The organism is Altererythrobacter aquiaggeris, from assembly GCF_037154015.1.
In the GTDB taxonomy this organism is placed as follows: Bacteria; Pseudomonadota; Alphaproteobacteria; order Sphingomonadales; family Sphingomonadaceae; genus Aestuarierythrobacter; species Aestuarierythrobacter aquiaggeris.
Genome location: NZ_JBANRL010000001.1, coordinates 332086 through 356623, shown reverse-complemented (window position 1 = coordinate 356623; position 24538 = coordinate 332086). Strand labels below are relative to the sequence as shown.

The following is a 24538-nucleotide window of genomic DNA, read 5'->3' as shown; positions in this document are numbered from 1 at the left end:
CAGGGAAGCGTGACGTTAGTCCGCCAGTTCCGCCTCGAGCGCTGCAAAACCGGTGTGACCTGTAACCGGCGCGATCCGCTGCGCCCACATCGCGTCGATTGCGTCGGCCACTTGTGCGGGGATCATTTCCGGATCGCTGCCCTGCGCTTGCACTTTGGTGGAATCGCTGGCGGCAGGGATGCCCACCCGCCTTTCCATCATAGCGCATACCATCGCATCGTCGAAGCGGTCCTTATGTTCGAACATGAATTCGCGGCTGGTGCGCTGTTCGATCATTGCCAGCGCCTCGCTGGTGACTTCCAGACCAAGAAACTGCGCCATACCGCGGATCGCGGCAGGCCGGTCCTGCACCACCGCGCGGTAAGTTGTCAGCAGCGTATCGGTTTGATTCCGCCTGTTCCACCAGCTGAGCAAATGGGTGAAATAATCGACCCCGCCGGGCCCGCCGCTCATCCATATCGGCAGGAATTCAGCCATCGGTATCGCGCCGTCTTCGATATGCCAGCCGTTCATGAAGCGGTAGAACGAGACAAACGTGTCCTTCGGCTCGCGCAGCGATACGATGTAGCGCATCCCTGCCGGCAGCCCTTCGTAATGTCTGTGCGATTTGAAACCGCGCGGCATGGCGGGCTGCGGCGCGGTCATATCGAAGCCGAGCATTTCCGCCGTATCATTCCACGGCAACACCCGGCTGATATCGTCAAAATCCATGTCGCCGCCGCGATCGGCGGTGCGGAGCTGGTGGAACATCTGCTGCATCAGCGTGGTGCCGCTTTTCGCCCAGCTGGTGATGAACACATCGCCCGGCTGCGGGGCGTAGGGTTTGTAGCCCGTTTCCTCGCCGACCGGAGGCGCCATCCGGCCTTGCAGCGCAATAAACTGTTCGACCGATCGCGCCCGGCCATTTGCGTTTTCCATCATCCTGTCCCCCGTCCACGCGCCCCGACCGCACAGTCGCAAAATTCGGTCGCAGCCGCAATGCCCCCCCAATTCGGGCACCGGTGCGTTATGGCAAAACGCCATGTTGCCGCGCAGCAATATTTTGCCACGGGGCGTTTGAACGCGCGCGGACAATTCGCTACACAAATCCATGGCCTGGAACGACAAATACGACGTACGAAAAAAGCGCCGGACAGATAAGCGGGCCCGGCCGGCACCGCGCAAATACGCCCGGATCAAACAGCCCAAGTTCAATTATGGTCGCAAGTCGCCGCGCAGAAGCGCGCTGTTTCTGGGCCTGCCGTTTTTCCTTGGGGCAGTTCTGTTGGGAGTTGCGCTGCTCAATTTCGGGCGGAGCGGGGCGGATGGCGGATTTGCCGCGGCGGACGATACGGTCCTGGTTGATGCACAGTTTCATCGCTGTTCGGCCCGAGCGCGCGACAATTGCATCATCGATGGCGACACGATCCGGTATCGCGGAGAGAAGATCCGCATCGCCGATATCGACACGCCGGAGGTAAGCAAACCCGGCTGTGCGCGCGAGAAAGAAATGGGCGACCGCGCAACCGACCGGATGCAGGCGCTGCTCAACGAAGGTGATTTTACGCTAACCCGCCCCGCCGGAACTCCCAACCGCGACCGCTATGAAAGATTGTTAAGAGTGGCCCAGCGCGGCGGCGTTAGCGTGGGCGATACGCTGGTGGCGGAAGGATTGGCCGAAGTGTGGGGCGGCGAGCGGATTTACTGGTGCAGGTAGATCGGGTGCGGCTCAAAGTGACTGGTCTTGAGGTATGGCGCGGGTTGCAAGGGGCGCGTGAATGATAGCGCGGGTGAGTTGGGCCGGATGTTGGGGTTTTTGTTTAGGCCCTCAAGCGGCGGGCGGGATGCATCCGCATCCCTTGCCTACCTCGCATAAGCTCGGGCGGCCGGTCGGCCTTTCGGTTTCTTGGTCAGAAACCGAGCATTCCAAGCTATCCGGCTAACACCCGAACCGTGGTCACGGCAATCATAGGCCGACTGGCCGCCGCGCCTTTTTGGCGCGTAGCCAAGCGGCCCGGATGGGCCGCGCCCGGCGCTTGAGGCGTCCCGAAGGGACAAAAAACAAAAACTCATCACCTCACGTTAGACACCAACAATCAAGCACCCGGAACCTTGGCGCTGCCCCACTAACTCGCGCCCGAACCAAGCGCCCACCCATTTACGAAGTGCAAACCATAGCTGCGGTAATCTGCCGCAATGGGCAAGATCGTTCCTTTTCGCCGGCAAGCGCGCTCCAAATGGACCGGGTCAGCGGCCTATGGCCACGCCGGTAAGCAGGAGGACATAGGCTGGCTCACCCCTCTAAATATGCTGCTCTTCGCTGCATTGCCGCTTGGCGTGTTCACTGCAGTTTTTATGTGGGGTGCGGGTCCGCCGGGCGAGGCAAGCGAACCAATTGCAAGCAGTGAGAACGGCGGCACAGTGGTCACCGCAAAGTTCAGCAAATGCGCTTTCGGATCGCGGAGCAACTGCATTGTGGACGGCGACACGATTTGGTACCGCGGCGAGAAGATTAGGATCGCCGATATCGACACGCCCGAAGTGGGCAATGCTGGCTGCGACCGCGAGAAATCACTCGGCGATCAGGCGACGGACCGGATGCAGGCGCTGCTCAATGAAGGTAGCTTCACCCTCACCCGCCCACCCGGCACCCCCAACCGCGACCGCTACGACCGGCTGCTAAGAGTGGCCGAACGCGGCGGCGTAAGTGTTGGTGATGTGCTGGTGGATGAAGGTTTGGCCGAGGAATGGGGCGGGAAGCGTATTGCTTGGTGTGGCTAATCCAAATGGCCCGCACTTTTCAGGAGAGCAATTTCAGCTGACGTTTTCGCCTGATAAGAAACAAATTCACGCGATCCAAAGGCGATGCCCAATTCTCTCATCACGGGCGCATCTATCTCAGAATAAAGAACCGCGATATTTTTCGGAGAGAGAAGATCACGAGCGCCCCCATTCTTCCGAAGACGTTTCATGAAGTCGTCCTGCGAGGCCACTGCTTCAATCTGGATGCGAGAGATCCCTACGCCTTGGAACCTTTCAAACAGTGTCGCGAGCCGACGCTTACCGCCGCCCGTCATAATAGCTGTACGGTCGTCTGCAGTTGTCAAACTCCAAAAGTTCGGCGTGTATCCAAAATCTTTAGCCATCCACCAAATATTTGCCATTCCGGAAGCCGACAACCCAGTCTTCGAGTCCCGGTTACTACTGCTCCGCAGATAATCAGATCGCGCGCGGACAAGGCCAAAATCACATCGTGCTTTGAGCTCGTTCACTTTGATTAGAATGCATAATTGCTCAAATGCCTCTGGTGGAATCATCCAACCGCCTCTCGCAGCGGATGTAGACGTTTTTACATCGACTTCCTCACCGCCGATCAGCAGATCAAGCTTTACTCCTTTCGGAACGCCCAACCAATCGCGGAGAATGATCTCAAATTTGGTACCCAGATAAGTCTTCTCCGTCTTTTCCAGATCCGAGAAAAAGAATCGTCCGGTACGGGCCGTATCAATCACCTCATCAATTGCTGACCTGAAAAATCCGCGCAGCTTTTCTTCAAAAGCCTGCCATCCGCCCACAGCCTCCAACAAGTCTGACTCTAACTTTTGTAGATGATCAAAGTCTTGATGTTCAGCCGCGACGGGAAACCGCTGAATGCCTCCCAAATGGGTCATGCGGCTTTAAAATTAGCGGCAGAAATTGTTCGGTTGACGCCAAGAGCTATCCGTAAATTCTTGGCAACAGCCCTTGCAACTGGTGGCGGAAATGCATTGCCGATTTGTCGATAGCTCACAGTCTTACCGCCCGAGAACTGCCAATCGTCCGGAAACCCCTGGACCCGTGCAGCCATTCGAAGAGTCAGTCGCGGCATCCCTACGAAATCGCGTTCAGGCGGAGCATTGGCCAAACTCTTGCCTTCAACACCCAGCGATGCCCATGCCTTGCGTGCTCGGGTCGGCCCAAGGTCAGGTCCACCATGTTTTTTGGAACCACCAACAAGGGTTGGCGCGATATCGCTGGCCTGTGCTGCCCACTTATCCGCTCCGCGCCAGCCATCCTCTTTCATAAGGTCGTGAAGAAGCTGCCCGACCGAAGGTGGATTGTGCGGCTGGACCTCAGGCCATTCAAAGGCATCAACCAAGTCATTTCGGATCGCTACAATGACAACCCGTGGACGTAGCTGCGACACGCCAAAATCTGACGCATTGAGCAATCTCCATTCCGTTTTATATCCAAGCTTAGAGAGTTGGGTGCGGAGTTGTTTTCTGTAGTCCTCAAAAACTGCCGAGAGAAAGCCACGCACATTCTCGATCATTACCGCCTTCGGCCTAATTTCATCAATTAGTCGCAGCGCGGCAGGGAAGAGGTTGCGTTCGTCTTTCTCACCAAGTTGCTTCCCGGCAACCGAGAAAGGGGGGCAAGGCAAGCCCGCTGTTAAAAGTTCAACGCCTTTGAAAGGACGGCCATCAAATTCGGCCATGTCCGTTGCGCGTACATCCCATTCTGGACGGTTTAGCCTCAGAGTTTTCGCAAATTCAGGCTCGATCTCGACCAAAGCCTCATGACGGAACCCGGCCTGTTCAAGACCGAGCGCCTGTCCGCCAGCGCCAGCACAAAATTCAATCGAATGCATGCGATACTCCCTCTGATCGCATTGCTATGTTCTTACTTCGTTCTCGTCAAGAACTACTCCGCAGCCACCGTCCCGCTATCCTCAAACAGGCCCGGTCCGTCATCAACCACTTCGTCATTAGCCTCGTCGCCCGCTTTTGCTTTTTTGCGGTTGTCGAAGCTGGACCAGACGTCTTGCCAGTTGCCCTTGGTTGCGCCCTTTGAATATTCGGTTGCGCGGGTTTCGAAGAAGTTGGCGTGTTCCACACCGTTCAATAGCGGGGCGAGCCATGGTAGCGGGTGGTCTTCCACCATGTAAATCGCGGGCAGACCCAGCTGCTGCAGGCGCCAGTCGGCGATGTAGCGGATGTATTTCTTGATTTCTTTCGCGGTCATGCCGGGCACGGGGCCATCGCTGAACGCCAGATCGATGAAGTTGTCTTCCAGACGCACAGTTTTCTGACAGGCATCCATAATGTCTTCCTTGACCGATTTGGTCAGGCACTGGCGTTCCTCGCAGAAAGCATGGAACATCTTGATGATGCCTTCGCAGTGCAGGCTTTCGTCGCGCACGCTCCAGCTGACGATCTGGCCCATGCCCTTCATCTTGTTGAAGCGCGGGAAGTTCATCAGCATCGCGAAGCTGGCGAACAGTTGCAGCCCTTCGGTGAAGCCGCCGAACATCGCCAGCGTGCGGGCAATATCCTCGTCCGTATCGACGCCGAATTCCTGCAGATAATCGTGCTTGGCCTTCATTTCCTCATATTCGAGGAACATGGCATATTCGCTTTCGGGCATGCCGATCGTGTCGAGCAGATGAGAATAGGCCGCGATGTGCACCGTTTCCATATTGGAAAACGCGGCGAGCATCATTTTGATTTCGGTGGGTTTGAACACGCGGCCGTATTTTTCGTGGTAGCAATCCTGCACCTCGATATCGGCCTGGGTGAAGAAGCGGAAGATTTGCGTGAGCAGGTTACGCTCGTGATCGCTGAGGTTCTGCGCCCAGTCGCGGCAGTCTTCGCCCAGCGGAACTTCTTCGGGCATCCAGTGGATCTGTTGCTGGCGTTTCCAGAAGTCATAAGCCCAGGGATATTCGAAGGGCTTGTAGGTCTTCCGGGCTTCGAGCAACGACATCTGGTATCTCCGCGAGTGGTGGACAGCTATCTGTAGTGCCATCCTGAATTGCATTTGTGAATCTTTTATATGGGAATTTTGCAAAAAATTGCCAGCGCGCCAGTGATCTGGCGGGCATCCCCCGATTCGAGGTTCGAACCTAGAGCAGTTGCGGGTGATGGCTAAACATTTGCCGCACGCGTTCTGGGGATAAGGGCCTTAACCCGCGATATCGCGCGCCGTGAAACAGGCGGACGGGGAACTTATCGGCCCGCATAGCCGTTGGATTGGACAGAGGGTGAAGCCGGTTAACCGGGCAAATCACTGCCCGACAATCGCAAGTGGGAGTGCAGCTATGGCGCAATATGATCTGAACCAGCCCGGCACCGAATGCCAGCAATACGGTATCGACATCGGCGATTTGCAGCGTACCGAACGAGGAGAATTGAGTGCGCGCGACGGAGGCGATTTTGCCTCCCCCGGGCAGCAGTACCAGTCCGATGGGCGCAGCGGCGAGGCCTATGACCAATATGAGGTCAACACACCCGATTCGATGAACAAGAAGGCGGAAGACGCGCCGAAGCTGCCATCGAAGAAAACGCAGCCGGTCGCCAATCCCGAAAAACCCGAAAAAAAGTAGCGCGGCAGCATGGCGCCTTCCCCGGCGCTACTTCCAGAACATCCCGCCATTGCCGCCGCCGGTTTTGCGCGCAGACCACATACGCACATACATCCACAGCCCGCTGAAGCTGAAAAAAAGCAGCGCGACGCCTGACAGGATCGAGATCGCGATGCCGACAGGTCCAAACTCCTCGCCCGAATGGATGTGGTGGAAAAATCCCTTCCATGATGCGATGCCGGTATCGGTTGTTGGCGGGCGGCAGTTCCAGCCCCCGGGACATACGAAGCCGGCTGGCGGTTCCTGCGTCGCAAGCTGCGCCGCAGTCAATTCAGGCTGCGGCCACAGATCAGCGGCCTGGCTAAGCAAGCCGGTCGTTGCGATGAAAAACAGGAAAATGCCGAAAAAGACCGACAGCCAGCGGTGCCATTTGCGCAAGAGAAATCCTTAGGTACGAACCGTTTGCCAGAGCCCATAGAGTAAAGAATATTTGGGGCAAGAGGGGATTGCACGCGCGATTTTTTGCGGGGTCCGGCGTTGCCGAAACCAGCCGTGCATCATCCGCGATGAACTGCGGAACGACTGAACGCCCCAACCATTGATTAGGCATAGGTAATTGAAAACGAAAGAGGAAATTATGTTCGAGAAGCTACGAATCAAGGAACACATGGAAGTTACCGATTGCAAGGGTCAGCATATCGGCACTGTCGATCATGTTAAGGATGATGCGATCAAGCTGACCAAATCGGACAGCGATGACAATGCACATCACTTCCTCAAAATCGACGACATCGAGAAGATCGACGATAATCGCATTTATATGAAGGCGGACGCGACGATCCCGCCGGGCGTAAAGGCCTAAGCACCCGACCGGTTTCTACTCCTCCGCAAGGACAGTAGCAATAGGGCCCCCGGCCTCACTGACCTGGAAACAGGAACGTGAGGTCGGGGGTTCGAATTTATGCCTTATCTCCAAATCCGGTTAAGGTGAGGATGTCGTATAGCTCCATCGCCAGCCATGCCGCGGCGACAAATGCCATCAGACCAAACCCGCGCCCCAGCGTTTTCCGCTTGGCGCCTACACCGCTCCACATCACGAAGCCGAGGATGGCAAGCAGGATAATCGCGAAGATATAGAATGTCAGCGTGGCCATATCGGCACAGGGTTACTTCCCGCGGTTTTTCGAGCCTGACCGGTAACCGCATCGCGGCCCGAAGATGCCAAGCCACATCATTGGCAGCTGAGGCATTCTTCGTAATCGGTCTGCGGTGCTACCGCCGCAAGCTCGATCCTTGCGGCTTCGGCAGTGTTATCGGCTTCCACACCGCCCCCCGAACCGCCGGCGAAACCGGCGCGCTGGATCGATTTCGAGCGTAGGTAATAAAGCGACTTGATGCCTTTTTCCCATGCCTGGAAATGCAGCATTGCCAGATCCCACTTGTCCACATCGGCCGGGATAAACAGGTTGAGGCTTTGTGCCTGATCGATGAATGGCGCGCGGTCGGCGGCGTATTCGAGCAAATATCGCTGATCGACTTCGAAACTGGTTTTGAAGGTGGCCTTTTCTTCGTCGCTCAGGAAATCGAGATGCGCGACCGAGCCGCCATTTTCGAGAATCGAATTCCACACGTTGGTCGAATCCTTCGATTTATCGCGCAGCAGTTTTTCCAGATAGGGGTTCTTTACTACGAAGCTGCCTGACAGCGTCTTGTGCGTATAGATATTCGCCGGAATTGGTTCGATACACGCGCTGGTGCCGCCGCAAATGATGCTGATCGATGCGGTCGGTGCGATCGCCATTTTACAGCTGAACCGTTCCATCGCGCCGGTTTCTTCCGCGTCGGGACAGGGGCCGCGTTCCTTGGCCAGGATCAGCGAGGCTTCTTCGGCCTTGCCGCTGATGTGTTTGAACATCTTCAGGTTCCAGACCTTCGCCATGGATCCTTCTAGCGTAATGTTTTTGGACTGGAGGAAGGAGTGGAACCCCATGACGCCCAGGCCCACGCTGCGTTCGCGCATGGCGGAATATTTCGCACGGGCCATTTCGGCCGGCGCACGGTCGATGTAATCCTGCAGGACATTGTCGAGCATCCGCATGACATCTTCGATAAAGGTCTTGTCCTCGTTCCACTCATCCCATTTCTCGAGATTGAGCGAAGACAGGCAGCATACCGCCGTACGGTCATTACCGAGATGGTCGATGCCCGTCGGCAACGTGATTTCGCTGCAGAGGTTGGAGGTCGAAACCTTGAGGCCGAGCTCGCGGTGATGCTTGGGCATCATGCGGTTCACCGTGTCACTGAACACGATATAGGGTTCACCCGTTGCCAGACGGGTTTCGACCAGTTTCTGGAACAGGGCCCGCGCATCGACGGTGGCGCGCACTTCGCCCGTTTTGGGCGACAGCAGGTCAAACTTCTCGCCCGCGCGGACCGCTTCCATGAACTTGTCGGTCAGCAACACGCCGTGGTGCAGGTTCAGCGCCTTGCGGTTGAAGTCGCCCGATGCCTTGCGGATTTCGAGGAATTCCTCGATTTCAGGGTGCGATACGTCGAGATAGCACGCTGCCGATCCGCGGCGCAGCGAACCTTGCGAAATTGCCAGCGTCAGACTGTCCATCACGCGCACGAACGGGATGATACCGCTGGTCTTGCCGTTCAGACCAACCGGCTCGCCAATCCCGCGGACATTGCCCCAATAGGTACCGATGCCGCCACCCTTGGAAGCAAGCCAGACATTTTCGTTCCAGGTGTTCACAATGCCGTCGAGGCTGTCTGAAACGGAGTTCAGATAGCACGAGATCGGCAGGCCGCGCCCGGTGCCGCCATTGGACAGCACGGGCGTTGCGGGCATGAACCACAAACGCGAAATATAATCATACAGCCGCTGGGCATGCTCCTGATCATCGGCATAGGCATCGGCCACACGGGCGAACAGATCCTGAAAATTCTCGCCCGGAAGCAGATAGCGGTCGATCAGCGTTTCCTTGCCGAATTCGGTCAGCAAGGCATCGCGCGTTTCATCGGTCACGACAGCAAAACGGCGCGCGTTTACGCGCTTGCTGTCATCCTCGACCTTGACCGCTTGTTTCATGGCGCCGGCCAGTGCCTCGCCAGCCTTTTCTGCCACAAGCCCGTCGCTACCCATGTCGTCTCTATCCATCGTCATTGCCGCTTGTGCTTTCTTGCCCTTGGGCGTTTTATCGGACGCGCTGCCGGAAACTGTCCTGGCAGCCTGGCTGTCTGTAACCGCAGTGTCGTTTTCCTGATCCAGCCCCATCGCCGCATCGTCCCCAGTTCTGAATTCCATCAACTCGTCCCGTCCTGTTCGAACAACGCGCTTGCCCGCACCGCTGTTCCGCTTTCGTTCGATTCGGCGGACTGTTGTCCTGCCTACCATGAGCCGGCCCTGCAGAGGGGAAAAACTTATCCCCTTTCTTTCCCCGGTCGGGTGCAATGATGGGGTTTGACCACCCGAATCTGCCCGAGGACGCGAATCTGGCGCATCACACTCGGTAACAGTATCTAGTAGGTCCCCCAACGTCTGGCCCATAGCCATAGTGCTCAAAGTGGAATCGCGATGCAAGAGGGTAAATCGGCATTAACCTTACGGCGCGCGGGTGTATTACATTGTTGCAACGCCGCGACGCGCCGGAAAGCCTAGGGTCTTGAATCGCGCAAGGGGTGAAATGAATCCGGTAAAAAAATTTTTGCGGAAAAGTGTTCGCGGCGGGTTTTGAATCATTCGAATCAGGGTGTGAAATATTACTGCTCGGGATCGTTCGCGGCGCTTGTTCCGTTGATCACCAAATGCAGGGTAACGATTCTTGAAACCGTCCTTCCGGTTCAACACCAACAAGCGGTTGGCACTGGTTTGTCTGATCATCGTGCTGTGCGGTGCGGACCTGGATTGGATAAAACGTCGCAGCCAGCAGATCACCTATGTCGATAATTATCCAAGCCGCGATCCGGAGATCATGGCTCTGACCCGTACATCCATGCTTCTGCTCCGGGCTGACGCACGCTTGGAAGCGATTACGCCCTCGAAGAGTATGACCGGATGGATCATGCGCGGTAGATATACGGTATATCTGCCCGACAGCACATTGTTTGCCGATGACGCTTTCTATCCTCCGTCAGGCGGGACCGCTGGCAGCTTCGTATCATTGCCAGCAGGACATGACAGTTACGGCAATGCATTGTCTGCGATCAGGCGGCTGGCCCAAACGCGCAATTGTTTGTTCGCGATCGATCAGCCCGAGGCTATCGCGACTGGCGGAACAATACCCGGAATACCTGTCCTGGAGATCATCTGGACGCGCCCCGCTTCCGGTGCGGAAACGAGGCGCTGCAAGCGGCAGTCGTGATCTGGCGTTAGTCTGCTTCGGATACACGTTCGCCGGGAATTTGCTGGCCGCCTTGTTCGATGACCAATCCGGTCACCGCACCACCTTCCGAAGTGAAAGTGACTGTCGCATCGACGGCCGTGACTTTGAATTTGGTATCGCTGAGTGGAGCGAGCGGAATGGGCGACTGTCCGCCCAGCTTGCCCGACAGCACATCGGCATCGGACAACGTGACCACCATTGGCCCGGCAATTGTCGTATATGTGCCGACATAGGTTTCCAGAATCGCGCGCGGCACAATCGCCAGTTCATCCTCGACAATCGGGCCTTCATATACGGCAAGCTCTGCCTCATCTGCGCCGTTCTGGTGCATTTCCATAACCTGCTGGCCGGCCTTGTCGGTGCTTATGCGAAACCACGTCAGGCTATCGGGGCCATAGAAAAATGTGCCGTCATCTGTGGCGAATATCTCGCTTGCGGAATTGCCGCTGCGCATCGTGAACAGCTTGCCGCCGCGCTCATAAAATGTGCGGGTGTCCGTTTCATTGATCCGGTACACGCCGAATTTGTCAGCCAGCTCTGCCAGATCGGGATCGACGGCAGTGAATTCTGCAAACGGCCTGCCGATCGCAATTGCTGCTGCGCGGGTCATCAAGGTGCCCGCGCCAACCGGCGGCGCATCGCTATTGACGAAAACAGCCACGAACACGTCTTCTTCGGGCAGATAGATACTGTCGGTCGTAAAACCGAAAATGCCGCCGCTATGCCCGATGGCGTCTGCCCCGCGCAATTTGGATGGCGCGATGCCGAAGCCATAATTTTCGGTTTTGCCGTCAGGCAGAACTGTCGGCGCAATCATCATCTTGTAAGACGCATCACCGATCACTTTGCCGCCATGGAGCGCGGCAGCCCATTTCGCCAGATCGCGCACTGTCCCGCGCAGGCCACCGGCGGCATGCGGCACATCGGCATGGATTTTTTGCGCGACGACAACGGCGCCATTGTTATCGACCGAGTAGCCGGTTGCCATCCCGGGCAGCGCGGATTCATCATGGAAACCGGCAATCGAGCCAAGCCCGAGCGGCCTGGCAATCTGATCGACAATGGCGCCGTGCCACGTGTTTCCGGTAACCTTCTCGATGATTGCGCCAAGCAGGACATAGCCGCTGTTATTATACAGGAACGCCTGACCGGCGGGGAAATTGGCAGGCAGGTCGCTGAACTCGGCAATCAGTTCGTTAGTCGTCATGACCTGACTGGTGTTGGCTTCTGTCATCCAGCCGGCGATCCCGGTATAGGATTGGATGCCCGACGTATGGTTCAGCAACTGGCGTACGGTGACATCAGCCCCCGGCGCAGGATAATCGGGCAGGAATTTCGATAGCGGGTCGCCGAGCGAAAGTTTGCCCTGTTCTGCCAATCGCAAAACGGTTGCAGCGGCAAATTGTTTGGAAATTGAAGCGAGGCGGAACACGGTGTCGGGTGAAATCGGCGTACCCGCTTCGACATTGGCAAGGCCTTGCCCGCCAGAATACACCACGTCGCCATTATCGGTAACGATGATCGCTGCACCGGGCCCTTCTGCCGGATAGGATTTTTCGAGCAATGCCGCGACCTGCGCGGCAATATCATCATCTGCGGCAAAAGCGGCGGTTGGCAGCAAGCTCGCGCCGATCATTGCGGCGCCGATAATGACCGTTTTTCGCGAAAACATCTGAATTCCCCTATGACTGCCCTATAAAACTAACACACTCATTTTACAGAGCAAGCGCCCCCGCGACGAAGCGCGGATGACGTTCGCCGAATGACATCAAATTTTCAGGCCGGGATCAGCGGGATCAGGCCGGGGTCAGCGGGTTCAGCGCGTTCAGGCCGCCGATGCGTGTTCCGCGATTGCGTCGGCCATGGGTTCGACCAGCTCCAGCGGCAGATCATGGCCCATGCCGGGGAAGGTTTTCAGCTTCGCGCCGGGGATGTACCTGGCGGTATCATGGCCCCCTTCGACAGTTACCAGCGGGTCAGCTTCGCCGTGAACCACCAGCGTGGGCGCGGTGACTTTGGCCAGCCTTTCGCGGCGGTCACCGTCAGCGATAATCGCGGCCATCTGGCGCGCCATCCCGGCTGGATAATAGCTGCGTTTGAAATTGATCTCGGCCCTTTCGCGCAGACGCGCTTCGTCCGCCGGATAGCCGGGACTGCCGATGGAGCGGGAGATATACAGCCCGTGCTCGATCATGGTTTTGACATCGGTGTTGGCGGGCCGCGTGGTCAGCGCCTTGAACGCCTCTTTCCTGGCGGGCGGCAGCTTGCGGTGTCCGGTGGTGGACATGACGGATGTCAGCGACAGCACACGATCGGGATATTCCGCCGCGATCAGCTGCGAAATCATTCCGCCCATCGACGCGCCGACGATATGCGCCTTGTCGATATCAAGCGCATCAAGCAGGCCGACCGCATCGGCTGCCATGTCGGACAAAGTGTAAGGCACCTTGGGCTTGATCCCGAAGCGCGCCTTGATCACCGTCCAGGGGATCGACGGATTGCCCGCATCTTCCATCTTCTGGCTCAGCCCGATGTCGCGATTGTCATAACGGATCACGCGGTAACCGCGCTCGACCAATGCCTCGACCAGCTCCATCGGCCACAAGGTTAATTGAGCGCCCAGTCCCATGACCAGCAACATCGGCGGCGCTGTTTTGTCGCCATATTCTTCGTATTCGAGGGCGATATTGTTGGCGGTAATCTGGGGCATCAGGTTTCCTTGCGAGACTTGAATGCTAGATCACCGCATTGGTCCCGAATGTCCAGAGCGGGCAAACAGGGTGCAGCGCGGTGTAATCAAGGCACCAACACCGTATCGCGCGCTTTGGAATCGGTTTCGGGATAATCCAGCGTGTAATGCAAACCGCGGCTTTCGTGGCGGCGCAGGGCCGAGGCGACGATCAGTTCGGCGGCTTGCAGCAAATTGCGCAATTCGATGAGGTCGGTCGTCACGCGGAAGCTGCCGTAGTAATCTTCCACTTCCTTGCGCAGCAGATCGATCCGGTTGCTGGCCCGTTCGAGCCGTTTGGTCGTCCGCACGATCCCGACATAGTTCCACATGAAGCGGCGGATTTCGGTCCAGTTCTGTTTGATCACGACCTCTTCGTCGGAATCGGTCACGCGGCTTTCATCCCATGGGCGGATTGCGGGCGGCGCGTCGAAGCTGTCCCAATTCTCAAGGATGCTGGCCGCCGATGCTTCGCCGAAAACGAAACATTCGAGCAGGCTGTTCGATGCCAGCCGGTTCGCCCCGTGGAGGCCGCTTTCGGTGACTTCGCCCGCTGCATACAGGCCCGGCAGATCTGTCCGGCCTTCCAGATCGATCAGCACCCCGCCGCAAGTATAATGCTGCGCGGGCACCACCGGAATCGGCTGTTCCGTCATATCGATGCCCAGCCCCATCAGTTTTTCGTGGATCGTGGGGAAATGTTCCTTCACGAATTCGGGCGGCTGATGGCTGATATCCAGATGCACGAAGTCGAGGCCGTAGCGTTTGATCTGGTCGTCGATAGCGCGGGCAACCACGTCGCGCGGGGCCAGTTCCATGCGTTCGGGATCGTAATCGCTCATGAAGCGGTGGCCCGTTTCGGGATGCAGCAAATGCCCGCCCTCGCCGCGAACAGCCTCGGTGATGAGGAAGTTTTTGACATCGACATTATACAGACAGGTCGGGTGAAACTGCATGAATTCCATGTTCGAAACCCGTGCCCCCGCGCGCCATGCCATAGCGATCCCGTCACCCGTTGCGCCGCGCGGCGCAGTGGAAAACAGATAGCAGCGCCCAGCGCCGCCAGCCGCCAGCACGGTCGCCTTGGCGACATGGGATTCGACCTTTCCGGTCTCGGTATCAAGCGCATAAGCGCCCCAGACGCGGCCCGAGCCGGAGTATTTTTCGGCGTTACGGCCGGTGATCAAATCGACACAGGTGCGGCCCGCCAGCATCGTGATGTTGGGATTGGCATCGGCGGCGTTCAGCAAGGCTTCCTGCACCGCCCACCCCGTTGCATCATTGACATGGACGATCCGGCGGTGCGAGTGACCGCCTTCGCGCGTCAGATGAAGATCATCGGACTGCTTGTTGAACGGCACGCCCAGTTCAACCAGCCGGTCGATACTGCGCGGTGCGCGTTCGATCACAAACTCGACCGTTTCCAGCCGGTTCAGTCCCGCGCCCGCCACCATCGTATCGCGGATATGGTTGTCGAATGTATCGCCCGCATCCAGCACCGCCGCGATGCCGCCCTGCGCCCACGCGGTGCTGCCGCCGGTGAGCGAGCCCTTCGCCAGCACCAGAACTTTCCTGGTTTGGGCCAGAGCAAGCGCAGCAGTCAGGCCGGCAGCGCCGGATCCGATCACGAGGACATCATATTGGGTTGCAGTCATTTCAGCGTAATGGCCGCAGAAAGCGCACGCTTCAATGTAAAAGGGCTTGCCAATTTATCGCCAGGCGCGCGACATGGTCGGGGGTGTATCCGGGGGCTTCGGAGTCGCACATAATGAACATCCTTTTCCCGCTATGCCTGTTCGGCAGGCACAAACCCCGCCGCAACCATGTGCGCCAGGCGCATGGCGAACTGGTCGGCCACTGCAAACGCTGCGGCATGGCTATCCAGCGCCGCGGCAATAATGACTGGGTGCGCGACCGGCACCCGTCGGCCAATGTCAGGCTGAAGCGCCAGCGTTGGTAAGCGAGACGAAGACATCTTCCAGATCGGCTTCGCGGGTGGTGACATCCTCGATCGCAAAGCCCAGCGCCTGAACAATGCTGAGTATCTGCCCCGCTGTCATGCTGTCTTTGTTGTAAGTGATTTCGACTGTCCGGTCTCCGGTCAGCTCGCTGTTGACGAATGCCTCGTGTGATGGTGCCGCATCCAGATCGCGATCGACCGAAAGCACCACAATCTTCTCGCGTGCCATATCCACCATGTCCCGGGTCGGCTTGTTTGCGATCAGTTTGCCGTGATTGATAATTGCGATGCGGTCGCACAACTGCTCGGCCTCTTCCAGATAATGCGTGGTCAGCACAACAGTCGCGCCCTTGCGGTTGAGGTCGGTGATCATTTCCCACAGCAGGCGGCGCAGTTCGACATCGACACCCGCTGTCGGTTCGTCCAGCACGATAATCGGCGGCGAATGGACCAGCGCCTTGGCGATCAGCAGGCGGCGTTTCATCCCGCCTGACAATGTGCGGGCATAGGCATCACGCTTGTCAAACAGGTGAACAGCCTTGAGCAATTCCTCGCTTCTGCGCCGGGATTTGGGAACACCGTACAGGCCGGACTGGTTTTCCAGCACTTCAAACGGTGTGAAAAAAGGATCGAAAACGATTTCCTGCGGGACGATCCCGATACTTGCCTTCGCATTGCGGCGCTGGCTGTCGATGTCGAAACCCCATATCTCAGCCTCGCCGCCGGTCTTGTTAACCAGCCCGGCGAGGATGTTGATCAGCGTGGATTTGCCCGCGCCGTTCGGGCCAAGCAGTCCGAAAATCCCGCCTTGCGGGACATCGAAACTGACATCGTCCAGCGCCAGCTTGCCAGGATCGCCGCCCTGTCCGGCATAGCGTTTTACGAGATTGCGGATCGAAATGGCAGCTTCTGTGGTCATCAAACGTCCATTGGGGCAGTGTTGCGCGCAGGTAAAGAGCGCTGAACGCAGCCCTGCGGGTTAAGACGCTGGTTACCAGATCTGCTCATCACGGTTTCAGAAATGGCCATTAGTGCGGCATCATGACAGGGACACATCAGATTGCCGCATATGCGGCATATGCAGGGCGCAGCGCGATGTTAATCGCAGGGGCTCTGGCCATTACAACAGCACCGGCACAGGCGGAGGAGACTTCCTCTGCCGAAGCGGAGACGATTGTGGTCGTCCCGCTTACGCTGATCAAGGTCAAGGACCTCGATTTCGGCAAAATTGTGCCCGGGACGATCGATGGCATCATAACCTTGCGGCCGAACGGCACCATCCTCACAACCGGGGGTATTCTGGTCCTTTCCGGGACGACGCAGCCTGCCGAATTCGAGGGGGCCGGGGTTGGCGATCAGGGCATGGTCATAAAGCTTGACCGTAACTTCTACGACCTGACCCGCGATGGAGGAACCGAAACCATGCGCCTTCGCCGGTTGCGCGCGGGCACAACACCGCAGACAGCGCTGACGCGCAATTTCACGGCGATGAACAATTTCAGTGTCGATGGCGCCTTTGCATTCAGTGTGGGCGGGCAGTTGCTGGTTGCGGCAAATCAGGCGCCCGGCATTTACTCCGGCGAGTTTGAAGTCACGGTCGAGTATAATTGAGTGCAGGCAATACTGGCCGGGCCGGACAGTGAACGGCGCCGGTAAACCCGATAGTAACCATAGTGACTTATGCCCCCTTCAGACAATGCGGGGTAAAAGTCAGAATATGGAACACACCAATATCGGCACGCTGCGCCTTTCGGGCGTTGCCGCGCGGCTTGCGCGCACGCTTGCCATGGGCGCCATCGCGGCGGTTCTGGTAGCCGCACCGGTGCACGCGCAGAGCCTGGATACCGCCGCCGGACAAAGCGAAGTTTCGGTTATCGGCGCATTGACGATTACCAAAGCGAAAGACATGGATTTCGGCAGTATAGCCGGTCCCGTCGCCGGAACGGTGGTGATGGTGCCTACAGCCACGGCCACTTGCACCCCGAGCGCCGGATTAATCCATGTCAATGAATGCCAACCAGCCCTGTTTACCGGCGCAGGAGACCCGCGGCAGACTGTCCGCATAAAACTGCCGCCGGGCGACAGCATCCCGCTAACCGGTCCGGGTACGGCCATGACTGTCACCCGCTTCGTGGTCGATGGCGATCCGATGCTGGTGCAGAGCGGCAAGGGTAAGGGTTTCGTGCGGTACGAGATATTAAGCCCATCAGGCGTCTTTGCCTTCCGTGTCGGGGGCACGTTGAATGTCGGCGCCAATCAGGCCCCGGGCGTTTATTCGGGCAGCTTCGAGGTCCGGCTCGATTACAAATAAATACCCTGCCTGTCTGGCGCGGTTGCTATTGCGCGGATGACTGGCAGCGATTATCGCGGCATCCATGTCGATACCGCCACCTGAAACCGCCCTTGTCGAAACCCGCCGCGTCCAATGCGACGGCGCGGTCGCCATCCGGCGCGGCAGCGGATTTTCGCCGTCCGCGCTGGGGCATCCGCGCGTCTGGCTGGAAATCGACGAACATGGCTATGTCGACTGCGGATATTGCGACAAGCGATTTATCCTGAAGGGCGGCCCCGCAGATGGGGCGGACCAGTCAGGACTGCGCGATATCAGCTCGGCAGCATCCTGACAGCAGCGGTTCAGCCTGATATGATAGGCTCTCCGCTTTCAAGGAGACACCCGATGCGCCGTTCCCGTGCTTCAGTAGTTTTGGCCGTTGCTGCATTTACGGCATTGGCCGGCGGTTGCACAACCAGCAACGAAGCCGCCCGCGCCGCCGCTGCCGAACGCGGACAGCTTAAACTGGCAGAGCTTACCGAAGGATACATTGCCGGCGAACCTGTCCGCTGCATCAGCCCGGCAAGCAATCAACAATTCACGGTCATCGACAGGACCGCGCTCTATATGAAGCGTGGCAATACGATATTCGTGAATGTGCCCGATTATCCCGAAACGCTGGATGACGATGATGTTCTGCTGATCGAATATCGCGGGACCAACCAGTTATGCCACAACCAGCCCATAAAGATGATCGATCGTGGGTCCGGCTTTCTTCGCGGCTTTGTCACGCTCAACGACTTCGTTCCCTACAAGAAGATGGATTAGACAATATGGCAGCCGCACAGCGCCCCTGGGCGGCCGAACTGTTGCATATCTGGTTCGAAGAGATGGAACCGGCCGACTGGTTCAAGCCCAACAGCCGCATGGACCATCTGTTGCGCGTGCGGTTCGAACGCAAGCTGATGGCGTTGGGCGCGCAGCCCGCCAGTAATTTCACGCGCGACCTGAAGCTCGCGCAGGCGGCAATCCTGTTATTCGATCAGGTTCCCCGAAATATCTATCGCGGAAAAGCCGCAGCCTTCGCCTATGACGGGTTGGCGCGCGACATTGCCCGGCATGTCATCGATCAGGGATGGGATGCCGAATTACCCGATCAGCAACGCCAGTTCATCGCCATGCCGCTGATGCATAGCGAAGACCTGGCTGATCAGGAGGCAAGCCTGGCGTATTTTTCCGACCATCTGCCAGGCAATTCGGAATACGCGAACAGCCATCACGCCATGATCGCACGATTTGGCCGGTTTCCCCACCGCAACAAGGTTCTGGACCGCGACACGACGCCGGAAGAACAAGCCGCAATCGATGAAGGGTTCAGCTGGTAGGCGTCAGCCGGCCTGCATCGCGTTCATCCGGCCAAGGATTGCTTCGGCATCAGCCATGATCCCGTCGATCAATTCCTGACAGGTCGGGATATCGCTGATCAGCCCGGCAACCATCCCGCAGCTCCACGCGCCCTTGTCCATATCGCCTTCCTGCATGATCGAGGGATAGACGCCTGCAACCTCGGGCAAAATGTCCTGGATCGTCAGCGCGTCGCCAAGTTCCTTTTCCTTTTGCAACAGGCGCTGGACCGCATCGTTGTTGAGCACACGTTCGGTGTTCCGCAGCGAGCGCATCACCAGCCGCGTATCAAGCTCGCTGGCCGCGACAATGGCATCTTTCACATTCTGGTGAACGGGTGCTTCCTGCGTGGCGATGAACCGCGTGCCCATGTTCATGCCCTGCGCCCCCATCGCGAGCGACGCCACAAGGCTGCGCCCGTCCGCCATGCCGCCGCTTGATACGAACGGAATTTCCAGTTCGTCGGCCGCACGCGGCAGCAGGATGAAATTGGGCACATCGTCTTCGCCCGGATGGCCGCCGCATTCGAAGCCATCGACCGAAACGGCATCGCAGCCGATTTCCTGCGCCTTGAGCGAATGGCGCACGCTGGTGCATTTATGGATTACCTTGATCCCGGCATCTTTCAGCGGTGGCAACAATTCGGCAGGATTGCGTCCCGCTGTTTCCACCACTTTCACGCCGCCGTCGATTACCGCCCTTATGATACCGGGATAATCGGGCGGGGTTAGCGTGGGCAGAATTGTGATGTTCACTGCAAAGGGTTTGTCGGTCATATCCTTGCAGCGGGCGATTTCGTTGGCCAGATCGGCAGGTGTTTTCTGGGTCAGGCCGGTGATAGTGCCAAGTCCGCCAGCGTTGGAAACCGCCGCAGCCATTTCGGCAAATCCCACCCAGTGCATTCCGCCCTGGATGATGGGGTGCTGGATGCCGAACATTTCGGTGATGGCAGTTTTCATGAGGCTCTCCGGTTGATGTCGTGTGTTTGTCGGTTGGCTGGATCACCCAGAAATGCGCGCCGTGCAAGGGTCAGACCTGTTTGCGCGGCACCCAAAACCCTTGTCGAAACGTGTGATCTGACGCAGGATATGCCTGATTCCGCAGCGTCATCCCGCGGTTGTGCCTTTGCAAAGGATTATTCATGGTATCGCCGCAAACGCCGATTAATTCACCATTTGGTAATCGCTCCACCGCGCTTGAGGTTGCCGAAGGTATCGATCTCACCGGCAAAACCGTGGTCGTAACCGGAGGCTATTCGGGACTGGGAACCGAAACCGTCAGGGCACTGGCGAACAAGGGCGCGCATGTGGTCGTCGGGGCGCGCAGGCCCGATACCGCAGCGCAGGTTCTCGCGGATATGCCGGGCAACATCACGATCCTGCCGCTCGATCTGTCCGATCCTGAATCGATCGATGCCTTCGCGGGTGAAGCAATGAAGCTGCTCGACCGGATCGACATTCTGGTGAACAATGCCGCGATCATGGCCAACCCCCTGACCCGCGACGAGCGCGGTTATGAAAGCCAGTTTGCGACTAACCACCTGGGTCATTTCCAGCTTACCGCACGGCTGTGGCCGCTGCTGACAGAGGCCGGTAAAAGTGGCGACTCCGCACGCGTTGTTGCGGTATCATCGGTGGGACACCGCCTGAACGGCCTGGATCTCGACGATCTGAACTGGAAGCGGCGCGAATATGCAAAATGGCCTGCTTACGGTCAGGCCAAATCAGCCAACGCGCTGTTTGCGCTGCAATTGGACAAGATTGGCGAGGCCAGGGGCGTGCGCGCCTTTGCGGTCCATCCCGGCGGAATAACCACTCCGCTGCAGCGCCATCTGACGATGGAAGAACAGGTCGCGATGGGCTGGTATGACGAAGACGGTAATGCGCACGAATCCTTCAAAACGGTCGAGCAAGGCGCCGCCACCAGCGTTTGGTGCGCAACCTCGCCAATGCTGGAAGATATGGGCGGCGTCTATTGCGAGGATTGCAACATTGGCGCGATGGCCGACGAGAATACGCCCCGCGGCTCAGGCGTATCACCGCACATCCGCGACGAGGATCTGGCACAGCGGCTCTGGACAAAATCCGAGCAGCTGACCGGTGTCGGGTTCAGCGCCTAGCTGCAGCAAACTCGCACATTTCTGAAACCGGACAGCGTGCGCATTGCGGTGCTGAGGGGCGGCAGATTTCCTGCCCCAGCCGCTTCACAAGCAAATGATGTTCATCGAGTTCGGCAGCGGACCATTCGTCGGGAATGGCCGGCATCAACGCATCATAGGCGCGCGCGGTGTCGGCCTTGGCCGGGACCAGCCCCATACGCTGCATGATCCGCCGGTGATGACTGTCGATCACCAGTGCCTTGCGGGCAAAGATGCTGGTATTCATCACTCCGGCGGCAATCTTGCGTCCCACGCCGGGCAAGTTTTCCAGCCACATCATCGCGTCGGGCGTCGATTGGTTCGACAAATGGCGCAGGTCGGCCTCGCCGCGTTCGGCAATGATTGCCGCAAGACAATCCTTGAGCCGCCGGGCAGATTGTTCGGAAAAAGTTTGTTTGGCAAGCACATCGGTTAACGCATCGAGCGGGGCGGAAGCGACCGCTTCCCACGACCCGAATGTCATGTGCAATTGATCGGTCGCCGCGTTGGAAATTTCCGTTTTGGTGCGCGCACCGATCACGCCCTGAACAAGCGTCCAGACCGGATCGGTACGTTTGGTATGTTGGCGTCCGATCCGGCCAAAACGCCCAATCAGCGCCTGCTGCATCATACGCAGCGTTGCGGTTCGCGGATCAGAGCCCAGTGAGAGTTGCAAGCGACCCGTGAGCTTTCAATTATCGCTGCAATTGTCCGCGTATCGCGCCTTTGGGATATTCTACGGTGTGAACGTTGACGTAATAATTGGACAATCCTTCGTCAAACGCCTTTTGCACCCATGACGTGTCGCTGCTGCATCCGCGCCATCCGCCTTCGGTAGCCTGTTGCAACACCAGAACGACAGGTCCGTCCGTCCCGGCAGCACCGCGGTGGACGTGCGCTCCGGTGATCGGGCCAAGGTTTTGCAATTTGTTCAGATCCCAGCAGACACGGGTCAATTCATCCGCCACGCTAATTTCTGCCGATCCGGAGCCATCGGGATCACCCGCATGGACTTCGTTGGCCCCTGACAGTTCAGCCCGGTAGGTCGAAGAAGTCCGTTCGGTATATGCTTCTTCCAACGTCTCGCAGCCGGTCAGGGTAACAGTTGCGGCGGCGGCCAGGGCGATGTGTCGGATCATGTCGGAACTCCTTTGTTCACTTTTCAACGTGCGTTTACAGCGAATGTTCCGTCAACCGGGCCCTCACCGCGCTCCCGCTCGACGCAGTGCCCGCCGTCTTACTCCCACTCGATCGTGCCCGGCGGTTTGCTGGTGTAGTCATAGACCACGCGGTTGATCCCCTGCACTTCGTTGATGATGCGGGTGGAAACTGCGCTCAGGAAACTGGCGTCGAAAGGGTAGATATCGGCTGTCATACCGTCAGTGCTGGTCACGGCGCGCAGCGCGCAGACGTTATCGTAAGTGCGGCTGTCGCCCATCACGCCAACCGTTTTTACCGGTAGCAACACGGCAAATGCCTGCCAGATCGCGTCATACAATCCGGCATTGCGAATTTCCTCGAGATAAATCGCGTCGGCTTTGCGCAGGATATCACAGCGTTCCTCGGTTACTTCGCCGGGAATGCGGATGGCAAGGCCGGGACCGGGAAATGGATGCCGGCCGACAAACACATCGGGCAGCCCCAACTCGCGGCCAAGATCGCGGACCTCGTCCTTGAACAATTCGCGCAGCGGTTCGACCAGCTGCATATTCATCCGTTCGGGCAGACCGCCGACATTATGGTGGCTTTTGATCGTCACGCTGGGACCGCCGGTAAAGCTGACACTTTCGATTACATCGGGATAAAGCGTGCCCTGCGCGAGGAAATCTGCGCCGCCGATGGCCTTGGCTTCGGCTTCGAACACATCGATAAATGTCTTGCCGATGAACTTGCGCTTCTTTTCGGGATCGGTTTCGCCTTTGAGCCCGCCAAGAAATATCCCGCTTACATCCTTGTGGATCAGCGGAATATTGTAATGGTCGCGAAACAGGGTGACGACCTGTTCGGCCTCGTTCATCCGCATCAGCCCGTGATCGACGAATACGCAGGTCAGCTGTTCACCGATCGCTTCGTGGATCAGCACGGCGGCAACTGCGCTATCGACACCGCCGCTGAGGCCGCAAATGACTTTGCCTGTCCCGACCTGCGCGCGAATTTCGTCGATCTTGGTCTTGCGAAATTCGGCCATCGTCCAGTCGCCCTTGAGCCCGCACACATGGCGCACGAAATTGGCGATCAGTTTTGCGCCGTCCGGCGTGTGCACGACTTCCGGGTGGAATTGCGTGCCGTAGAATTTGCGGTCTTCATCGGCGATCACGGCAAATGGCGCGCCGTCGCTGGTGGCCACGATGTCAAACCCCTCGGCAAAGCGGGTCACTTTGTCGCCGTGGCTCATCCAGACCTGATGGCGCTCACCGACATTCCACAGCCCGTCGAATAGCGCGCACTCTTCAGTTACCGTCAGGAAAGCGCGGCCAAATTCGCCGCCCCGATTTCCGGCAGCTCCGGTCTCGTGGCCGGGCCGCACTTCACCGCCCAACTGATGTGTCATCACTTGCTGGCCGTAGCAAATGCCCAGGATCGGCACGCCCGCCTCGAACAACATTTGCGGTGCGCGCGGGCTCCCTTCTTCGGGCACTCCGGCGGGGGATCCCGAAAGAATGATCCCTTTGGGCTTCATCCGGTGAAAAGCTTCCTCCGCCATGCTGAAAGGGGCGATTTCGGAATATACGCCAGCCTCGCGCACGCGCCGTGCAATCAGCTGGGTGACCTGGCTGCCAAAGTCGACAATCAGAATAGAATCGGGGAGATTGGATTCGGGCGATTTTTCAGCAGCGGTCATGCGGGCGGAATTAGGTGGGCCCGGCCAAACTGTCCAGCCGCTCTCTCCGGCCGCTCTGTCGGGCAGCTTTCTTATGCCGCTTGCTCTGGTCATCGGCAGGCCAATCTGCGCCGATCCAGTATCAGACGCTGCTGGCGATGGGAAAGCACGCAACATCGTTTAGTTGAATTTTATGCAACTCAGGCCGCTTTCTTCGCAATTGCGAAAGCGCCGCGAAACATTATTTCAAGGATCGAAAGCTGACATCGCGGCCAATCGGGCGGTGCATGTCGGCTCCGGCGCCATAAGAAGGAGAAACCTCATGCGTCTCTTTATGATCAGATTTATGCCTATTCTCGTCGCGACATCGATAAGCGGCTTGATGTTTTCCGCTACGCTTACCTGAGTGCCAAGCGGGAAAAGACGGGCGGCCGTCCTCCCCTCCCCCTCAGTCCCCAAGACAGACGAGGGCGGCCGCCTATTTCTTCCCAGCCTGATTTCCGCGT

General features: G+C 58.1%; 27 protein-coding genes. 12 read left to right on the top strand and 15 right to left on the bottom strand.

Going from position 1 to position 24538, the window contains the following annotated elements:
- Positions 1-15 precede the first annotated feature (15 nt).
- The gene (locus tag WFP06_RS01735) at positions 16-921 is read right to left on the bottom strand and encodes a sulfotransferase domain-containing protein (protein ID WP_336985538.1); all 906 of its coding nucleotides are present in this window, start codon (positions 919-921) and stop codon (positions 16-18) included.
- A gap of 169 nt (positions 922-1090) precedes the next feature.
- Between WFP06_RS01735 and WFP06_RS01730 the strand changes: the two genes are divergently transcribed.
- Positions 1091-1696 carry a thermonuclease family protein gene (locus WFP06_RS01730; RefSeq protein ID WP_336985537.1) on the top strand — a complete coding sequence of 202 codons (606 nt, stop codon included), beginning with the start codon at positions 1091-1093 and terminating at the stop codon, positions 1694-1696.
- 479 nt (positions 1697-2175) lie between these two features.
- Positions 2176-2760, top strand: coding sequence for a thermonuclease family protein (locus WFP06_RS01725; protein WP_336985536.1), 585 nt, complete (start codon positions 2176-2178; stop codon positions 2758-2760).
- Here WFP06_RS01725 and WFP06_RS01720 read toward each other — a convergent pair.
- The 3 genes from WFP06_RS01720 to WFP06_RS01710 are packed head-to-tail and all read right to left on the bottom strand — an operon-like array spanning position 2757 to position 5724.
- Positions 2757-3650: a NaeI family type II restriction endonuclease gene (locus WFP06_RS01720; protein ID WP_336985535.1), complete on the bottom strand. Its 894-nt coding sequence runs from the start codon at positions 3648-3650 to the stop codon at positions 2757-2759. The two genes, WFP06_RS01725 and WFP06_RS01720, sit on opposite strands and share 4 nt — an antisense overlap.
- Positions 3647-4609, bottom strand: a complete 963-nt coding sequence (locus WFP06_RS01715; protein ID WP_336985534.1) for a DNA cytosine methyltransferase — start codon at positions 4607-4609, stop codon at positions 3647-3649. The genes WFP06_RS01720 and WFP06_RS01715 overlap by 4 nt, the downstream gene beginning before the upstream one ends.
- A gap of 53 nt (positions 4610-4662) precedes the next feature.
- A complete protein-coding gene (locus WFP06_RS01710; protein ID WP_336985533.1) occupies positions 4663-5724 on the bottom strand; it encodes a ribonucleotide-diphosphate reductase subunit beta in 1062 nt (353 codons plus the stop codon).
- Between the two features lie 334 nt (positions 5725-6058).
- Here WFP06_RS01710 and WFP06_RS01705 point away from each other — a divergent pair, with 334 nt between their 5' ends.
- Complete coding sequence (locus WFP06_RS01705; RefSeq protein WP_336985532.1) at positions 6059-6343, top strand: hypothetical protein; 285 nt, start codon at positions 6059-6061, stop codon at positions 6341-6343.
- A 27-nt stretch (positions 6344-6370) separates the two neighbouring features.
- On the opposite strand, the gene WFP06_RS01700 is transcribed toward WFP06_RS01705, so the two are convergent.
- Positions 6371-6760 carry a PepSY domain-containing protein gene (locus tag WFP06_RS01700; RefSeq protein ID WP_336985531.1) on the bottom strand — a complete coding sequence of 130 codons (390 nt, stop codon included), beginning with the start codon at positions 6758-6760 and terminating at the stop codon, positions 6371-6373.
- Positions 6761-6959: 199 nt separating this feature from the next.
- Here WFP06_RS01700 and WFP06_RS01695 point away from each other — a divergent pair, with 199 nt between their 5' ends.
- A complete protein-coding gene (locus WFP06_RS01695) occupies positions 6960-7184 on the top strand; it encodes a DUF2171 domain-containing protein (protein WP_336985530.1) in 225 nt (74 codons plus the stop codon).
- Between the two features lie 97 nt (positions 7185-7281).
- Here the strand turns inward: WFP06_RS01695 and WFP06_RS01690 are convergent, their stop codons facing one another.
- Together WFP06_RS01690 and WFP06_RS01685 are read right to left on the bottom strand one after the other, a co-directional pair.
- Entirely contained in the window at positions 7282-7476 is a 195-nt protein-coding gene (locus WFP06_RS01690) for a hypothetical protein (protein WP_336985529.1), read from the bottom strand.
- 77 nt (positions 7477-7553) lie between these two features.
- Positions 7554-9632, bottom strand: coding sequence for a ribonucleoside-diphosphate reductase subunit alpha (locus WFP06_RS01685; RefSeq protein WP_419716209.1), 2079 nt, complete (start codon positions 9630-9632; stop codon positions 7554-7556).
- Between the two features lie 517 nt (positions 9633-10149).
- Between WFP06_RS01685 and WFP06_RS01680 the strand changes: the two genes are divergently transcribed.
- Complete coding sequence (locus WFP06_RS01680) at positions 10150-10689, top strand: hypothetical protein (RefSeq protein WP_336985528.1); 540 nt, start codon at positions 10150-10152, stop codon at positions 10687-10689.
- A 7-nt stretch (positions 10690-10696) separates the two neighbouring features.
- Here the strand turns inward: WFP06_RS01680 and WFP06_RS01675 are convergent, their stop codons facing one another.
- The 3 genes from WFP06_RS01675 to nadB all read right to left on the bottom strand — a co-directional run bounded on the left by WFP06_RS01675 (position 10697) and on the right by nadB (position 15093).
- Positions 10697-12382, bottom strand: coding sequence for a serine hydrolase domain-containing protein (locus WFP06_RS01675; RefSeq protein WP_336985527.1), 1686 nt, complete (start codon positions 12380-12382; stop codon positions 10697-10699).
- Between the two features lie 153 nt (positions 12383-12535).
- Positions 12536-13420 (bottom strand): alpha/beta fold hydrolase, encoded by an 885-nt coding sequence (locus tag WFP06_RS01670; protein ID WP_336985526.1) that lies wholly within the window; start codon positions 13418-13420, stop codon positions 12536-12538.
- A gap of 86 nt (positions 13421-13506) precedes the next feature.
- Positions 13507-15093: an L-aspartate oxidase gene (nadB, locus tag WFP06_RS01665; RefSeq protein WP_336985525.1), complete on the bottom strand. Its 1587-nt coding sequence runs from the start codon at positions 15091-15093 to the stop codon at positions 13507-13509.
- Between the two features lie 113 nt (positions 15094-15206).
- On the opposite strand from nadB, the gene WFP06_RS01660 reads away from it, so the two are divergent.
- On the top strand, positions 15207-15398 hold the full coding sequence (locus WFP06_RS01660; protein WP_336985524.1) for a hypothetical protein: 192 nt from the start codon (positions 15207-15209) through the stop codon (positions 15396-15398).
- On the opposite strand, the gene WFP06_RS01655 is transcribed toward WFP06_RS01660, so the two are convergent.
- A complete protein-coding gene (locus WFP06_RS01655) occupies positions 15373-16317 on the bottom strand; it encodes an ABC transporter ATP-binding protein (protein WP_336985523.1) in 945 nt (314 codons plus the stop codon). The genes WFP06_RS01660 and WFP06_RS01655 overlap by 26 nt on opposite strands.
- A 122-nt stretch (positions 16318-16439) precedes the next feature.
- Between WFP06_RS01655 and WFP06_RS01650 the strand changes: the two genes are divergently transcribed.
- The 5 genes from WFP06_RS01650 (at position 16440) to WFP06_RS01630 (ending at position 19055) form a co-directional block, all read left to right on the top strand.
- Positions 16440-17009 carry a DUF4402 domain-containing protein gene (locus WFP06_RS01650; RefSeq protein ID WP_336985522.1) on the top strand — a complete coding sequence of 190 codons (570 nt, stop codon included), beginning with the start codon at positions 16440-16442 and terminating at the stop codon, positions 17007-17009.
- A 106-nt stretch (positions 17010-17115) separates the two neighbouring features.
- Positions 17116-17709 (top strand): DUF4402 domain-containing protein, encoded by a 594-nt coding sequence (locus tag WFP06_RS01645; RefSeq protein WP_336985521.1) that lies wholly within the window; start codon positions 17116-17118, stop codon positions 17707-17709.
- A 64-nt stretch (positions 17710-17773) separates the two neighbouring features.
- Complete coding sequence (locus WFP06_RS01640) at positions 17774-18022, top strand: zinc-finger domain-containing protein (protein WP_336985520.1); 249 nt, start codon at positions 17774-17776, stop codon at positions 18020-18022.
- Between the two features lie 53 nt (positions 18023-18075).
- Positions 18076-18498, top strand: a complete 423-nt coding sequence (locus WFP06_RS01635; protein ID WP_336985519.1) for a hypothetical protein — start codon at positions 18076-18078, stop codon at positions 18496-18498.
- A gap of 5 nt (positions 18499-18503) precedes the next feature.
- Complete coding sequence (locus WFP06_RS01630) at positions 18504-19055, top strand: DUF924 family protein (RefSeq protein ID WP_336985518.1); 552 nt, start codon at positions 18504-18506, stop codon at positions 19053-19055.
- Positions 19056-19058: 3 nt separating this feature from the next.
- Here WFP06_RS01630 and WFP06_RS01625 read toward each other — a convergent pair whose 3' ends face one another.
- Positions 19059-20033 (bottom strand): NAD(P)H-dependent flavin oxidoreductase, encoded by a 975-nt coding sequence (locus WFP06_RS01625; RefSeq protein ID WP_336985517.1) that lies wholly within the window; start codon positions 20031-20033, stop codon positions 19059-19061.
- A gap of 182 nt (positions 20034-20215) precedes the next feature.
- On the opposite strand from WFP06_RS01625, the gene WFP06_RS01620 reads away from it, so the two are divergent.
- Complete coding sequence (locus WFP06_RS01620) at positions 20216-21193, top strand: oxidoreductase (RefSeq protein WP_336985516.1); 978 nt, start codon at positions 20216-20218, stop codon at positions 21191-21193.
- On the opposite strand, the gene WFP06_RS01615 is transcribed toward WFP06_RS01620, so the two are convergent.
- The 3 genes from WFP06_RS01615 to guaA form a co-directional block, all read right to left on the bottom strand.
- Positions 21183-21887, bottom strand: coding sequence for an endonuclease III domain-containing protein (locus tag WFP06_RS01615; RefSeq protein ID WP_336985515.1), 705 nt, complete (start codon positions 21885-21887; stop codon positions 21183-21185). The genes WFP06_RS01620 and WFP06_RS01615 overlap by 11 nt on opposite strands.
- Before the next feature lie 19 nt (positions 21888-21906).
- A complete protein-coding gene (locus WFP06_RS01610; RefSeq protein ID WP_336985514.1) occupies positions 21907-22350 on the bottom strand; it encodes a CHRD domain-containing protein in 444 nt (147 codons plus the stop codon).
- A gap of 98 nt (positions 22351-22448) precedes the next feature.
- Positions 22449-24053 (bottom strand): glutamine-hydrolyzing GMP synthase, encoded by a 1605-nt coding sequence (guaA, locus tag WFP06_RS01605; protein WP_336985513.1) that lies wholly within the window; start codon positions 24051-24053, stop codon positions 22449-22451.
- Positions 24054-24538 lie beyond the last annotated feature (485 nt).